Source organism: Plesiomonas shigelloides (genome assembly GCF_900087055.1).
GTDB lineage: Bacteria > Pseudomonadota > Gammaproteobacteria > Enterobacterales > CAMTGL01 > Plesiomonas > Plesiomonas shigelloides.
Genome location: NZ_LT575468.1, coordinates 344,466 through 358,972, shown reverse-complemented (window position 1 = coordinate 358,972; position 14,507 = coordinate 344,466). Strand labels below are relative to the sequence as shown.

At 54.5% G+C, this 14,507-nt stretch carries 13 protein-coding genes; 7 read left to right on the top strand and 6 right to left on the bottom strand.

The features are described from left to right. Window positions 1-7: 7 nt before the first annotated feature. The 6 genes from rng to csrD form a co-directional block, all read right to left on the bottom strand. Complete coding sequence (gene rng, locus NCTC9997_RS01655) at window positions 8-1,477, bottom strand: ribonuclease G (RefSeq protein ID WP_010862670.1); 1,470 nt, start codon at window positions 1,475-1,477, stop codon at window positions 8-10. Window positions 1,478-1,522: 45 nt separating this feature from the next. Next, window positions 1,523-2,086 (bottom strand): Maf family protein, encoded by a 564-nt coding sequence (locus NCTC9997_RS01650; RefSeq protein ID WP_064977145.1) that lies wholly within the window; start codon window positions 2,084-2,086, stop codon window positions 1,523-1,525. A gap of 8 nt (window positions 2,087-2,094) precedes the next feature. Next, window positions 2,095-2,583, bottom strand: a complete 489-nt coding sequence (mreD, locus tag NCTC9997_RS01645; RefSeq protein WP_010862672.1) for a rod shape-determining protein MreD — start codon at window positions 2,581-2,583, stop codon at window positions 2,095-2,097. Next, window positions 2,580-3,722: a rod shape-determining protein MreC gene (gene mreC / locus NCTC9997_RS01640; RefSeq protein ID WP_064977144.1), complete on the bottom strand. Its 1,143-nt coding sequence runs from the start codon at window positions 3,720-3,722 to the stop codon at window positions 2,580-2,582. The genes mreD and mreC overlap by 4 nt, the downstream gene beginning before the upstream one ends. Before the next feature lie 65 nt (window positions 3,723-3,787). Then, window positions 3,788-4,831, bottom strand: a complete 1,044-nt coding sequence (gene mreB / locus NCTC9997_RS01635; protein ID WP_010862674.1) for a rod shape-determining protein MreB — start codon at window positions 4,829-4,831, stop codon at window positions 3,788-3,790. A 206-nt stretch (window positions 4,832-5,037) separates the two neighbouring features. After that, window positions 5,038-6,975 (bottom strand): RNase E specificity factor CsrD, encoded by a 1,938-nt coding sequence (gene csrD / locus NCTC9997_RS01630; RefSeq protein ID WP_047708703.1) that lies wholly within the window; start codon window positions 6,973-6,975, stop codon window positions 5,038-5,040. A 527-nt stretch (window positions 6,976-7,502) separates the two neighbouring features. On the opposite strand from csrD, the gene acuI reads away from it, so the two are divergent. From acuI to prmA, 7 genes are all read left to right on the top strand, one after another. Next, window positions 7,503-8,501 (top strand): acrylyl-CoA reductase (NADPH), encoded by a 999-nt coding sequence (gene acuI / locus NCTC9997_RS01625; RefSeq protein ID WP_064977143.1) that lies wholly within the window; start codon window positions 7,503-7,505, stop codon window positions 8,499-8,501. A 770-nt stretch (window positions 8,502-9,271) separates the two neighbouring features. Further along, a complete protein-coding gene (aroQ, locus tag NCTC9997_RS01620; RefSeq protein ID WP_010862678.1) occupies window positions 9,272-9,715 on the top strand; it encodes a type II 3-dehydroquinate dehydratase in 444 nt (147 codons plus the stop codon). 27 nt (window positions 9,716-9,742) lie between these two features. Continuing rightward, window positions 9,743-10,198: an acetyl-CoA carboxylase biotin carboxyl carrier protein gene (accB, locus tag NCTC9997_RS01615; protein ID WP_047708707.1), complete on the top strand. Its 456-nt coding sequence runs from the start codon at window positions 9,743-9,745 to the stop codon at window positions 10,196-10,198. A 12-nt stretch (window positions 10,199-10,210) separates the two neighbouring features. Next, window positions 10,211-11,554 (top strand): acetyl-CoA carboxylase biotin carboxylase subunit, encoded by a 1,344-nt coding sequence (gene accC / locus NCTC9997_RS01610; RefSeq protein WP_039046475.1) that lies wholly within the window; start codon window positions 10,211-10,213, stop codon window positions 11,552-11,554. 116 nt (window positions 11,555-11,670) lie between these two features. Beyond that, window positions 11,671-11,916 (top strand): YhdT family protein, encoded by a 246-nt coding sequence (locus NCTC9997_RS01605; protein WP_010862682.1) that lies wholly within the window; start codon window positions 11,671-11,673, stop codon window positions 11,914-11,916. Beyond that, complete coding sequence (panF, locus tag NCTC9997_RS01600) at window positions 11,906-13,372, top strand: sodium/pantothenate symporter (RefSeq protein ID WP_039046474.1); 1,467 nt, start codon at window positions 11,906-11,908, stop codon at window positions 13,370-13,372. The genes NCTC9997_RS01605 and panF overlap by 11 nt, the downstream gene beginning before the upstream one ends. A 91-nt stretch (window positions 13,373-13,463) precedes the next feature. Beyond that, window positions 13,464-14,345, top strand: a complete 882-nt coding sequence (prmA, locus tag NCTC9997_RS01595) for a 50S ribosomal protein L11 methyltransferase (protein ID WP_047708710.1) — start codon at window positions 13,464-13,466, stop codon at window positions 14,343-14,345. Window positions 14,346-14,507 lie beyond the last annotated feature (162 nt).

Sequence of the window (14,507 nt, the reverse complement as noted above, 5' to 3'; positions counted from 1 at the left end):
GGCTCCGTCACATCATGACGACATCAAACTGCTCTTGTTGATAGAGCGGTTCAGTTTGAATTTTAACCTGTTTTCCGATGAACAGCTCCAGCTCGGCCAGTGCATGCGACTCCTCGCCGCGTAGCGCATCCGCCACTGCCGCCGAGGCATACACCAAAAACTGATCGGCGTCATAGGCATGATGCACCCGCACGATTTCGCGCAGGATCTCATAACAGACACTTTCTACGGTCTTGACCGTACCGCGCCCTTGGCAGGTCGGGCATTCGCCACACAACACGTGCTCTAAGCTCTCACGAGTGCGCTTACGCGTCATCTCCACCAGCCCCAACTGGGTAAACCCGTTGATGTTGGTTTTGACCCGATCTTTGCCCAGCGCTTGCTCTAGCGAGTGCAGTACGCGCCGACGGTGCTCTTCACTCAGCATATCGATAAAATCGATAATGATGATGCCGCCTAAATTACGCAGGCGCAGCTGACGAGCGATAGCTTGAGTCGCTTCGATGTTGGTATTGAAGATAGTCTCTTCTAAATTGCGATGCCCAACAAAAGCGCCCGTGTTGATATCGATGGTGGTCATCGCTTCGGTCTGATCGATAATCAAATAACCGCCCGATTTGAGCTCCACTTTCCGATCCAGCACCCGCTGGATCTCATTTTCGATATCAAACAGGTCGAAAATCGGTTGGCGACCGGTATACAGCTCGAACTTGTCCGTCAGCTCTGGCACATATTCGCGGGTAAATTCGGTCAGCACTTCAAACATCTGTCGCGAGTCCACACGAATACGCGCTAATTCAGTACCGACAAAGTCGCGCAAAATGCGCTGACCAATCGCCAACTCACCGTACAAGGTAGTTCGGCTGCCCTGACGGGTTTTACGCTGCAGCACTTTACTCCACAGACGTTTTAAAAACGCCGCATCTTGCGCCAGCTCCGCTTCGCCCACGCCTTCGGCGGCGGTGCGAATAATAAAACCGCCCAGTTCGTCGCACTGCTGCGAGACAATGCTTTTCAAACGCTCGCGCTCAACTTCGCTCTCGATCCGCTGAGATACGCCGACATGGCTCGCCCCTGGCATAAACACCAGATAGCGTGAAGGCAGCGTGATATCCGTGGTCAAGCGCGCCCCTTTGGTGCCAAGCGGATCTTTAACCACCTGCACCATGATGTCTTGCCCTTGGCGCACCAACTCGGCAATATCGCGCACGCGAAATTGTTGTTGCTCGGTGTCCGCTACGCACTCGGTATGCGGAACGATGTCAGAAGCGTGCAAGAACGCGGCCTTTTCCAGACCAATATCGACAAAAGCGGCTTGCATCCCCGGCAATACCCGGCTGACTTTTCCCTTATAAATATTGCCGACGATCCCGCGTTTGGCCTCGCGCTCAATATGGACTTCCTGTAATACCCCGCCCTCGACCATCGCGATCCGGGTTTCACTCGGAGTAACGTTGATTAATAGCTCAGCCGTCATGGTAATTCCTCAACTCTTCTCTGTTCTGCCGGCGCACCCTGCCGTTTACGCGGTTCGGGTAAAACGAGCCAGCAGCTGATCGGTTTCCATTAAGGGTAAGCCCATCACAGCATGGTAACTGCCTGACAGGTGCGCCACGAAACGGCCACCTGCACCCTGAATGCCATAGGCACCGGCTTTATCCGCCGGTTCACCAGACTGAATATAGTGAGCAATATCCGCCGCCGTTAACGGGCGGAAGGTCACATCCGTGACCACGCAATCGCAATGCATCTGCTGGCGATCGGCCACCGCCACCGCGGTAAACACCTGATGAGTACGCCCAGACAGCGCTTGCAGCATGGTAGCGGCATGCGCTTCATCACGTGGCTTTTCCAGTACCTGCCCGTCTAATACCACAATGGTATCGGCAGCCACCACCGGATGATCCTGCGGTGCCACACTCACCCCGGCCTGGGCCTTATCCTGCGCTAACCGTAACACATATTGCTGCGGTGATTCTGACGGATCGTAAATTTCCGGTACATTGATCGGTAAAACGGTAAACTCCGCGTCCAGCAAGGCCAGCAGCTCACGCCGACGCGGGGAAGTGGATGCTAAATAAATCATACCCGTCCTTAACGGATGGCAAACTGGCGTCGTACTTTACGCAGCAGCAAAAACAGCCATGGCCACAACAGACCGCTGATCAAACTGCCCCACAGCATGTCGGGGTGGAACTGCACCGTTGAGACCAAAAACTCAGCCCAAAAGACGATCAGTTTGCAGGCCAGCGATAACACCAGCACCACCACCCCTTGTTGCCAGAGTGCCAAATTACGTAATAACTGAAAATTGAATGCCACCACATACGCCAGCAGGGACAGCGCCAGCGCATGTACCCCCAGCGTGGCGCCCTGCGCCAGATCCCAGATGATCCCGATGACAAAGGCGGTGCCGACATTCACCCGATGCGGCAACGCCACCACCCAGTAAATCAGCACCAAGGCCAGCCATGAGGGACGCAATGCATCCAGCTCCACCGGCCACGGCATCATCTGCAGCACCAGCGCAATCAAAAAGGACAGAGCAATCATGACTCGTCCACGGGCTCGATAAAAACTCACTGTCTTGCTCCCTGAACCGGTTTGGCGGCAGGCGGCGTGGCCGGTGTACGTGTCGCACTCGGCTTGTTAGCGGCCGGCGCAGTCGAGGCCGAAGGCTTAGCCGCGCCATTACCGCTAGCCGCAGCGCCGGCAGGTTTGGCTCTGGCAGGCGCGGTACCCGACGGTGTATTACTCGTAGGCGTTGTACTCGTAGGCGTAGCCCCCGAAGGCACGCTACCCTCGGCATCCGACGTGGTTTCAAGCGGCGGCAGCGCATCCGGGATCCGCTCACGTGCCGCTTCACGCACTTCATCGGCGGTTGGTGGCGGCGTGGTCTCACTCTTGTTCGGCCACAGCAGCAGCAGATAACGCAAACGCTCCAATTGGGCGGTCGGCGTTACCGACACCACGGCAAACGCGTTTTGGCTATCAACATCAAACGATTTGATAATCCCGACCGGATACCCTTCAGGGAAACGGCCGCCAAGCCCAGAGGTCACTAACATGTCACCGGGGCGAATATCGGTAGAGCTTGGAATATGCTCCAGTTGCAACTCATCGCGGCGTCCAGTGCCGCTGGCAATCACGCGAATATCGTTACGCAGTACCTGTACTGGGATCGCATGGGTTGCATCGGAGATCAGCAGCACTCGGCTCGACACCTTGCCAACCGAAATCACCTGTCCAACCACGCCTTTATCACTGATCACCGGCTGGCCAATGTACACGCCCTGATCCGATCCCTTATCGATCACCACCTGATGAGTGTAAGGATCCGTATCGGCGGTCAGTACCTGCGCCACCATCTTGCGCTCGTCGCTACGCAGCGGCGAACCGAGCAACTCACGTAACCGGTCGTTTTCATGTTTAAGCTGCTCGAGCATCAACAAATCACTGTTTTTAGTCAGTAACTCCTGACGCAAAGCGCGGTTTTCCAGAATTAAACGATCCTGACTTTCTAAACGCTCGGAGGCGGAATCCAGCAACTGACGCGGGGAATTGGCGAGATAGTGCAGCGGGCTTATCAGCGTGTCTAATGACGATCGTACACTGTTGAAAGTAATCAGCCGACTGTCCATGATCAGCAAGCTAACAGAAGTGACCACGGCCAGAAACAGACGCAATTGCAGGGATGGGCCACGGCCAAAAATCGGCTTCATAATGTTGTTCTAACCCTCGATATGCAGAGGGTGACGACGCAAACGCCGTCACCCGATCATTCGGCTCAATCTTCGCTGAACAGATCGCCGCCGTGCATATCGATCATTTCCAGCGCTTTACCGCCACCGCGAGCCACACAGGTCAGTGGATCTTCGGCGACCACCACCGGAATACCGGTTTCTTCGGTCAGCAAGCGCTCCAAGTTACGCAGCAGTGCTCCACCACCGGTCAGCACCATACCGCGCTCAGAAATGTCAGAAGCCAGCTCTGGCGGACACTGCTCCAGTGCCACCATCACCGCCGACACGATACCGGTCAACGGCTCTTGCAATGCTTCCAGAATTTCGTTGGAGTTCAGGGTAAAGCTACGCGGTACCCCTTCAGCCAAGTTACGGCCACGCACTTCGATTTCACGCACTTCGTCGCCCGGATAGGCCGAGCCGATTTCGTGCTTGATACGTTCAGCTGTCGCTTCACCAATCAGCGAGCCGTAGTTACGGCGCACATAGTTGATGATGGCTTCATCGAAACGGTCACCACCGATACGCACAGACGAGGAATACACCACGCCGTTCAAGGAGATCACCGCGACTTCGGTAGTACCACCACCGATATCGATCACCATGGAGCCGGTCGCTTCCGATACCGGCAGACCTGCACCGATCGCCGCCGCCATAGGCTCTTCAATCAGGAACACTTCACGCGCGCCAGCACCCAGTGCGGACTCACGGATTGCACGACGCTCAACTTGCGTCGCACCCACAGGCACACACACCAGAACGCGTGGGCTCGGACGCATCATGCTGTTGCTGTGCACTTGTTTGATGAAGTGCTGCAGCATCTTCTCAGTCACGAAGAAGTCTGCAATCACACCATCTTTCATCGGACGGATGGCCGCGATGTTGCCCGGAGTACGGCCCAACATCTGTTTGGCTTCATGCCCGACCGCTGCCACACTCTTGGATGAACCGGAACGATCCTGACGGATCGCCACCACGGAAGGTTCATTCAGAACAATGCCTTGTCCTTTCACATAGATCAGGGTGTTTGCGGTACCCAAATCGATGGACAAGTCATTGGAAAACATGCCACGAAACTTTTTAAACATAACTAACGGCCAATCCTGAAAACTCTGCCCGGAAAACTCGGGCTACTCTACCAACCCCTATCGCCCCGCTCAAGGCGCTATAAGGCTGGCAACGCAATTCTGATGGGAATAAAGACGTTATTCTCACCACGTATTTTTTAAATTTCTCTGCAACACAAGACATCAGCGCGTGTCAGCTCGCACTCAAGGTGACAACACCACGCGAATCAGGCCCGGGGACGACGAAAGGATAACTGTCGACGCTGAGTGACAGGTTTTACCGGCGCAAACAATGTGCCCTGACCGGCATAGACCCCTAATTTTCGTAATTTTGTCCATTCCTGCGTGGATTGTACACCAACGGCATACAAACGCGCGGTGGTTCCTGCACACGCACCAATCAGGCTACGTACAAATAATTGGTTTTCCGGACGCTGATCAATATTATGCACCAGACTCGGGTGTAACTTGATAATATCAATCTGCAGCAGTTTGATATAAAAAGTATTTACTACCGTCAGCCCAGCCTGCACGACCACCAATTTACAATCCATTCCTTTGAGGAAACGGGCCAGTGTACGCAATCTGTCGATGTGTTGACACAGATCTGCCTCTGCAAGTTCCAAAAATAATCGCTGCCGGATATTTCTTGGCTGCTGCATCAGCAGATCCCGTAACCAATACTGAAAAGATTTACGCAGTAATGCGTCCACGGTTAAATTGACCGCGATCCCCTCATGCCCCGGTATTTTCTCTAGCAAACGGATTGCCATCAACATAATTTCGCGATCAAATCGCTCAGCTAAACCTAACTGCTTGACCATCGGCATAAATTCAACCGAGCGTAACCAGTTGCCCTGTTCGTCTTTAATCCGAATAAACATTTCAACCTGTTCCGTAACTCCATCGCGACTTAAGATCGCTTGGGTAAATGGATACAGCTCTTTTTTATTAAGGGCATTTTCCAGCAGCGTGCGCCAACGAACCGAACCACGCACTGGTGCATCGTCTGGCCGCTCTTTGCTGCTGGCAAACCAGCTATTGCTGCCTTGCAGTGACGCCGAACGCACTGCCATCTCCGCTTCATCCATGACATTCTCCAGAATGTCATTTTGTCTAAAGCTGACCAAACCGATAAACACAAAGGCACTGGCATCAATACCGGAAGGCAGCGGTAATTGCTGAGTCATCTTCAGAATTTGTTCGGCCAGATGCCCGGCTTCCTTAATCCCCAACTGCGGCAGCAAGGCGGCAAAATCACCATCGAAATAACGCGCCAATAGGCCATTTGGTACACGCAGCACAAAGGTCGACAGTTGCGAAACCAGATCCTGAATCAGGGCATCGGCGACCTTGTCGCCCATGTCATGGCGCAGGACATCGATATCCGCCAACCGGATCACCATCACGCAGCCATGACTTTCCGGCTCATCCAGTAAAGCCGACAGCTGATTATCAAAGAACATCCGGTTCGACACCCCGGTCAGCTGATCCAAAAAGGTATGCGAACGAATAAAGGTATCGAAACGGCTACGCTCTTGCCGCGCATCATGCAGCTCGCTCATTAGCCGATCTAGCACCACACTGGCCGATTGCGGCCATTCGCGCGGGTCACGCTGCGGAATATCTTCAATGCCTTTTTTCAAGATCAATCGCGCGCGATCTTCGAGCATCTCGGCCCCCAGCAACTGTTCACGCAACCAGTTGAGACCAAAGATCAAACCAATGATCACCAGACCAGAAGCCAGTGAAATCGAAGACATCGAGGTGATGGAATAGGTGTAGCGCAGCAGCGGATCAACGGCGCTAATCTGCACCTGATCGCCCGGATTGAGCAGTAACGGATACTGATAATGCACCAGCATTTTGTCGTTGATTTCGACATTTTTTGGTGCTTGATAGTGATAAATCTCGCGGGCGGCATTGCGGATCGTCAGCGTCTGCACTTCTGCCGCCGCCAAAATCGGCGGTAGCCAGTCATCGAGCTTGTTTGGCTCATCTTTTTGCAGCGCCTGATCGATCACCGTCACCACGGTCAGCCAGCGGTGAGAGACCTGATCTTCGGCCAGCTGACGAAAACCCAGTGTGCCGCCAATCAGCATCACTACCATCGCCAGCCCTACAAATGACGTGACAAACGCCACAAATCGGGTGGTAAAACGCATCCTTGTTGTTATCCCATCAGTTGAGCACGCAGATTGGTACTTCGGGTCTGTGATATCCGTATTGATACCGGCGCGGTGTCTATATGGCGCTACTCGAAGGCCTTGCTAGCAGGCCTTCGCTCGACCAAACCGGCTACGTAAGCCGAATCCAGTCATAACACCAGTACATGCGCCTTGCCTCAAAGCTTGCCCGCATACCAATAAATAATGAGCCGTCGTGGGGCCGTCATGCAAGCATGGCAATATGGCTGCGGCGGCGTTCGGACTATGGCATCGAACTCCGTGCAGGAATATATGACAAATGGCGCGTTAACAGGTAATTTACTGACGATGGCCGCGTATCATCAAAAACACCGCATTTGCGGCTGCGAGCACTAAAATCGCCAAACTTCCCAATATTGTGCAGTAAATAATAGCTTTTCTCTAGGCTTACACTGCGGCATCAGCGCACATATTTGATTTTGTTTACGCTTTATTTTGTCATCTGATTTTTTCTTTATTATCCGGTACTGCCCAAGGAGAGCATCATGCAAGCCCTCATTCTCGAACAATCCGCCGATCAACACACCCTCGCTAACGTCCGTGAAATCTCGCCACAGCAATTACCGGAAAACAATGTCACGGTGGCCGTGCAGTGGTCGGGACTGAACTACAAAGATGCACTGGCGATCACGGGGCGCGGTAAGATCATCCGACAATTTCCGATGATCCCCGGCATTGATTTTGCCGGTACGGTGCTGGAATCTGCCGATCCACGTTATCAGGCTGGCGATGCGGTGATCCTGACCGGCTGGGGCGTGGGCGAAACCTACTTTGGCGGTCTGGCCGAACAAGCGCGCGTGAATGCAGACTGGCTGCTACCGCTGCCGGCGGGTTTGAGCCAGCGCCAGAGCATGATTATTGGTACTGCCGGTTTAACCGCTATGTTGTGTGTGATGGCGCTGGAAGCCGGCGGCGTCACCCCAGAGCAAGGCGAAGTGCTAGTCACTGGCGCCGGTGGCGGCGTGGGCAGTGTTGCGGTCTCGCTGCTTAGCCAATTAGGCTATCGCGTAGCCGCCGTAACCGGCCGCGCGGAAAATCATGCCTACCTGCAAGCGCTGGGCGCCAGCCGTATTATCGAGCGCGCAGCCCTGAGTGAGCCAGGCCGTCCGCTGGATAAACAGCACTGGGCAGGCGCTATCGACACCGTGGGTGGCCAGATGCTGGCCAACGTGCTGGCGCAAACCACCTATGGCGGCACAGTCGCGGCTTGCGGTCTGGCCGGCGGCGCAGGCCTGCCGACCACCGTGATGCCGTTTATTCTGCGGAACGTGCGCCTGCAAGGGGTCGATTCGGTACAAGCGCCGTATGCCGTGCGCCAACAGGCGTGGTCACGTCTGGCGACCTTGCTGCCAGAGAGCTTCTATCAACAGGCCGCGCAAGAGATCACGCTAGCCCAAGCGCCGGAGTATGCCGCACGCCTGCTGGATAATCAGGTCACTGGCCGCACCTTGGTTCGCCTGACGACTGATGCACCGTCTGTCTAAATCGCGATTTAGCAAATGTAAGTAATCAACACGGCACGCATAGCGTGCATAACGTGTATGGCATAGATATCAGGTTAAACCTACGCAAGGGGGCGTTTGTAGTAAAAAAACATCAAAACATACCCTGAAGTGGCCAGTTGTGCGCATCACTCCGGGAATGTTGTTTTTTTGCTCCGTAACTTGCGCTACATCAACACCCGACCAAGAGAAATACTTACAATAATTCTCATTAGGTCAGTTTAGTTTTTTCTGGAGGCATTCTTTGCCTCCTTTTTTTTATCTTTTTTCTGTCACTGTTGGCCACATCGTTTGTTCTGCTTTTGTGCTGTGCGCGTTATTACGGTCTTGGGCGTAGGACGCTTTCTCTTGGTTTTTTCCGTTTCCCCCAGAGCTGTTCCCTTCACGCGTTCCTCTTTCTTCGGTGGCGTACTGAGCGCCGTGTTGCCGTTGCCAAGTGTCGATATTGGCGTGATCCGCACGTTTTCCGCCCCATTTCCTGCTATGTTATCGCCCTTCACCCCGTCAAACTGTCTACCGGCCCTGACCGCGCCAGCCGTGCCTTGAGGATGCTTTTTAGAGTTTGGACTCTAATTTCATTGAGCGCATCTTCGCTGATAAGACCAGTATTTTGCTGCCAACTGAGCCGATATCATTATAATGATCAAAATCCTTGTGATAGATTGGCTTTCTTAAACCGCATCGCTGGTATAACAAAGCAAATCAGGGTATTTTCCCTTTATAGCCTCACGTTCGCCGGAGAAGTCAGCATAATGGCGCAAAATCTTCGCATTCTGGTCCTCAATGGTCCGAATCTGAACTTGCTCGGTCTGCGCGAGCCAAAACACTACGGCTCACAGACTCTGCCCCAGATTATTGCCCGCTTGACAGCTCAGGCCGAGGCCGCCGGCGTCGAACTGACCCATTTTCAATCCAATTCGGAAGCGGAATTAATCACCACTATCCATCAGGCCTATGGCCAGTGTGATTTTATCCTGATTAATCCGGCCGCCTTCACCCACACCAGTGTGGCACTGCGTGATGCACTGCTTGGGGTCGGCATTCCGTTTATTGAAATTCACTTATCGAACGTCCATGCCCGTGAGCCGTTCCGCCATCACTCGTATCTGTCGGATGTTGCCGTCGGGGTGATCTGTGGTCTGGGTGCTGACGGGTATGAATTTGCTCTACAGGCGGCACTGCGCCGTCTGTCATAAAACTAACAACTCTACGGAACCACGCTAATGGATATTCGTAAAATTAAAAAACTGATCGAACTGGTTGAAGAATCTGGTATTTCTGAGCTGGAAATTTCAGAAGGTGAAGAGTCGGTTCGTATCAGCCGTGTCATGACCGCGGCACCAGCCGTGCAGTATGTTGCCCAAGCCCCTGCGGCTGCGGTCGCTGCTGCCCCCGCTGCCGCTGCAGCGCCAGCTGACGTGAAGCCGGCGAGCGAAGCCATGACTGGCCATATCGTGCGCTCCCCAATGGTGGGTACGTTCTACCGCACCCCAAGCCCTGATGCGAAAGCCTTCGTGGAAGTGGGTCAAACCGTATCCGTTGGCGATCCACTGTGCATCGTCGAAGCCATGAAAATGATGAACCAGATTGAAGCCGACAAAGCCGGTGTGGTGAAAGCCATCCTGCTGGAAAACGGCCAGCCAGTAGAGTTTGATGAGCCGCTGGTTATCATCGAATAACGGGGAATAACCATGCTGGATAAAGTTGTTATCGCAAACCGCGGTGAAATTGCACTGCGTATTTTGCGTGCCTGTAAAGAGCTGGGAATTAAGACTGTCGCGGTACACTCTACCGCGGATCGTGAGCTGAAGCATGTGCGACTGGCCGACGAAACCGTATGTATCGGTCCGGCGCCATCCACTAAAAGCTACCTGAACATCCCAGCGATCATTGCGGCGGCAGAAATTACCGGCGCAGTGGCCATCCACCCAGGTTACGGCTTCCTGTCTGAAAACGCCGATTTTGCCGAACAAGTCGAGAACTCCGGCTTTATCTTTATCGGTCCACGCGCAGAAACCATCCGTCTGATGGGGGACAAAGTGTCCGCCATCACCGCGATGAAAGCGGCGGGCGTGCCTTGCGTACCGGGCTCTGACGGTCCGCTGGGCGATGATATGGAAAAAAACAAGGCGATTGCCAAGCGCATCGGCTATCCAATCATCGTGAAAGCCTCCGGCGGCGGCGGTGGCCGTGGTATGCGTGTGGTGCGCAGCGAAAAAGAGCTGGCGCAATCCATCACCATGACCCGTGCTGAAGCCAAAGCGGCGTTCAACAATGACATGGTCTACATGGAAAAGTATCTGGAAAATCCTCGTCATATCGAGATCCAGGTACTGGCCGATGGCCAAGGTCATGCCATTTATCTGGCCGAGCGTGACTGCTCTATGCAGCGCCGCCACCAGAAAGTGGTAGAAGAAGCGCCAGCACCGGGCATTACCCCGGAAATGCGTCGCCATATCGGTGAGCGTTGTACCAACGCCTGTATCGAAATCGGCTACCGCGGCGCGGGCACGTTTGAGTTCCTGTATGAAAACGGTGAGTTCTACTTTATCGAGATGAACACCCGTATTCAGGTAGAGCACCCAGTGACCGAGATGATCACTGGTATCGACTTGATCAAAGAGCAGCTGCGCATTGCTGCCGGCATGCCACTGTCTATCAAGCAAAGCGATGTACAGGTTCGTGGCCACGCCATCGAGTGCCGTATCAACGCCGAAGATCCGGAGACTTTCCTGCCATCACCGGGCAAGATCACCCATTTCCACTCACCGGGTGGTTTCGGCGTGCGCTGGGAATCTCACATCTACAGTGGTTATACCGTACCGCCACATTACGACTCCATGATCGGCAAACTGATCACCTACGGCGAAACCCGTGACGTGGCCATTGCTCGCATGCGTAATGCGCTGTCCGAAACCATTATTGATGGGATCAAAACCAACATCCCTCTGCAAGAGCAGATCATGGATGATCCAAACTTCCAGCAAGGTGGCACCAATATCCACTATCTGGAAAAGAAACTCGGCCTGCAGTAAGCCGCAGTTTGCACATCAAGCCAGCCTCGCGCTGGCTTTTTTTTTATCCTCTGCCGGATCTGCGCTACAATTGCCGCCTTTTTTCTGTTCTGGCTGTAAGGGGGACGTGGCGGATCATGCATGATCACCGTTTCAAACAGGCGCACCGTGAAGCGCGCTGGGCCTTCTGGCTGACGCTGGCCTATCTGGTTTGCTGGGCGGTTGCCGCCTACTTGCCGGACAGCAGCACCGGTTTCACCGGCTTGCCTCGCTGGTTCGAGCTAGCCTGCCTGCTGCTGCCGCTGGTTTTTATTTTCCTGTGTGCACTGATGGTCAAATACGTATACCGCGACATCTCACTGGAGAGCGATGATGAAAAGTGAGATTTTACTGCCACTGGTCGGCTATTTGGCCTTGGTGTTTGTGGTCGCCATCTACGCCTATTACAAGCGCGGCAAAGGCAGCTTCCTGAACGAGTACTATGTCGGCAACCGCTCAATGGGCGGCTTTTTGCTGGCCATGACGCTCACCGCCACTTACACCAGCGCCAGTTCGTTTATCGGCGGACCAGGTGCGGCGTACAAGTACGGTTTAGGCTGGGTGCTGCTGGCAATGATCCAACTGCCTGCGGCGTGGCTATCGCTGGGGGTGCTAGGGAAAAAATTCGCGATTTTATCGCGCCGTTACAATGCCCTGACTCTCAACGATCTGCTGTACGCCCGTTACCGCAACCGCACCGTGGTGTGGGTCTCGTGCGCCAGCATGTTGATCGCCTTTTTTGCCGCGATGACCGTGCAGTTTATCGGCGGTGCACGTCTGTTGCAGACTGCGGTGGGCATTCCGTATCTGGATGGCTTGCTGATTTTTGGTCTGACCGTGGGTCTGTACACCATGTTCGGTGGTTTTCGAGCGGTAGCAATGACTGATGCTCTGCAAGGCATCGTGATGATGGTCGGCACCTTGATCCTGCTGTTTGCGGTGATCCATGCCGCCGGTGGTCTGCCGGCCGCCATTCACACCCTGCACGATATCGATCCAGATTTGCTCAGCGCGCGTGGCCCTGATGGCATGCTAGATCTGCCGTTTATGGCCTCGTTCTGGGTGCTGGTTTGCTTTGGCGTCATTGGCTTGCCGCACACAGCGGTGCGCTGCATGGCCTACAAAGACAGCAAAGCGCTGCATTTTGGCATGATTGTCAGCACCTTGATTGTGGCCGTCTTGATGCTCGGCATGCACCTAACCGGTGCGCTCGGTCGCGCGGTTCTGCCCGATTTGGCCATTCCCGATCAGGTGATCCCGACTTTGATGATCCAAGTGCTGCCCCCACTGGCGGCAGGGATTTTCTTGGCCGCGCCGATGGCCGCCATCATGTCCACCATCGATGCGCAGCTGATCCAATCTTCCGCCACCTTGGTCAAAGATCTGTATCTGCGTCTACGTCCGCAAGATGAGCACAATGAAAAGCGGATCTCACGCCTGTCGACGTTGAGCACGTTGATTTTGGGTGTGCTGTTGATTCTGGCCGCATGGCAACCGCCGGAGATGATCATCTGGTTGAACTTGATGGCCTTTGGTGGTCTGCAAGCGGTGTTCTTATGGCCGCTGGTGCTGGGTTTGTACTGGGAGCGCGCCAACGCATGGGGCGCGTTAAGCTCGATGCTGTGTGGCGGTAGCAGCTACCTGCTGCTCAACATCTATGGTATGAAGCCGCTCGGCCTGCACGCCATTGTACCAACCTTGCTGATTGGGCTGTTGGCCTTCTTAATTGGCAATAAATTCGGTGAGCGCCACCAACCGGCGAGCGAGCCGGCGTTGCCACTGCCCAGCAGCGAAGCCTGAAACTCCCCCTGCCGCGTGCTATATTTAGCGGCAATCTGACTGACAACAGAGCGCGGCGTGGCCGCGCCCTTTTACTGACTGAGTGTTTATCATGCCTTGGATCCAACTGAAACTGAACACCACCGGTGCCCAAGCCGAAGCTATCGGCGATGTACTGATGGAAAGCGGCTCTGTCTCCATCACCTTCATGGACTCACACGACACCCCAGTATTTGAACCGCTGCCAGGTGAAACTCGCCTGTGGGGTGACACCGACGTGATGGCGCTGTATGACGCCGAAACCGATATGGCCGCCGTCATAGCGCAGCTGCAGCAATCACCACTGCTGGGTAACGATTTTGTGCACAAAATCGAGCAGCTGGAAGATAAAGACTGGGAGCGTGAGTGGATGGATAACTTCCACCCAATGCGCTTTGGTCAGCGTCTGTGGATCTGCCCAAGCTGGCGTGAAGTGCCGGAGCCTGAGGCGGTAAACGTGATGTTAGACCCAGGTCTGGCGTTCGGTACCGGTACCCACCCAACCACCGCCTTGTGTCTGGAGTGGTTAGACGGTCTGGATCTGGTGGGCAAAACGGTGGTCGACTTTGGTTGTGGCTCCGGCATTCTGGCCATTGCCGCACTGAAGCTGGGCGCTGCGCGCGCCGTGGGTATCGATATCGATCCCCAAGCCATCACCGCCAGCCGTGATAACGCTGAGCGTAACGGCGTGTCTGACCGTCTGGAGCTGTATCTGCCAAAAGATCAGCCACAAGATTTACTGGGTGATGTGGTGGTGGCCAACATTCTGGCCGGCCCACTGCGCGAGCTGGCACCGCTGATCAGCGTACTGCCAAAATCCGGTGGCCATCTGGGTCTGTCCGGTATTTTGGAATCGCAAGCCGAATCGGTGGCTGATGCGTACCGCGAGAAGTTTGTGCTCGATCCTATCGCCGAGCGCGAAGAGTGGTGCCGCATTACCGGTATCGCGCGCTAATTCAGTGAGCGATTGCGCTTAACGAAAGCGTAAACAAAAAGGGCATCCGCATGGATGCCCTTTTTTCTTGCTACTTTTCTTTCTGCGCCGTTTATATCTACGTTAACCTTTCCGGCTTCTATAACGCGCTGTATGCCATATCGAGAGCACTGATGTGGAGAA

What these genes read in the sequence shown, in the direction of transcription:
- NCTC9997_RS01650 (WP_064977145.1), bottom strand. Translation starts at nt 2,086, where the DNA reads ATGATTTATTTAGCATCCACTTCCCCGCGTCGGCGTGAGCTGCTGGCC.
- prmA (WP_047708710.1), top strand. Translation starts at nt 13,464, where the DNA reads ATGCCTTGGATCCAACTGAAACTGAACACCACCGGTGCCCAAGCCGAA.
- accB (WP_047708707.1), top strand. Translation starts at nt 9,743, where the DNA reads ATGGATATTCGTAAAATTAAAAAACTGATCGAACTGGTTGAAGAATCT.
- panF (WP_039046474.1), top strand. Translation starts at nt 11,906, where the DNA reads ATGAAAAGTGAGATTTTACTGCCACTGGTCGGCTATTTGGCCTTGGTG.
- csrD (WP_047708703.1), bottom strand. Translation starts at nt 6,975, where the DNA reads ATGCGTTTTACCACCCGATTTGTGGCGTTTGTCACGTCATTTGTAGGG.
- rng (WP_010862670.1), bottom strand. Translation starts at nt 1,477, where the DNA reads ATGACGGCTGAGCTATTAATCAACGTTACTCCGAGTGAAACCCGGATC.
- mreB (WP_010862674.1), bottom strand. Translation starts at nt 4,831, where the DNA reads ATGTTTAAAAAGTTTCGTGGCATGTTTTCCAATGACTTGTCCATCGAT.
- aroQ (WP_010862678.1), top strand. Translation starts at nt 9,272, where the DNA reads ATGGCGCAAAATCTTCGCATTCTGGTCCTCAATGGTCCGAATCTGAAC.
- NCTC9997_RS01605 (WP_010862682.1), top strand. Translation starts at nt 11,671, where the DNA reads ATGCATGATCACCGTTTCAAACAGGCGCACCGTGAAGCGCGCTGGGCC.
- acuI (WP_064977143.1), top strand. Translation starts at nt 7,503, where the DNA reads ATGCAAGCCCTCATTCTCGAACAATCCGCCGATCAACACACCCTCGCT.
- mreC (WP_064977144.1), bottom strand. Translation starts at nt 3,722, where the DNA reads ATGAAGCCGATTTTTGGCCGTGGCCCATCCCTGCAATTGCGTCTGTTT.
- accC (WP_039046475.1), top strand. Translation starts at nt 10,211, where the DNA reads ATGCTGGATAAAGTTGTTATCGCAAACCGCGGTGAAATTGCACTGCGT.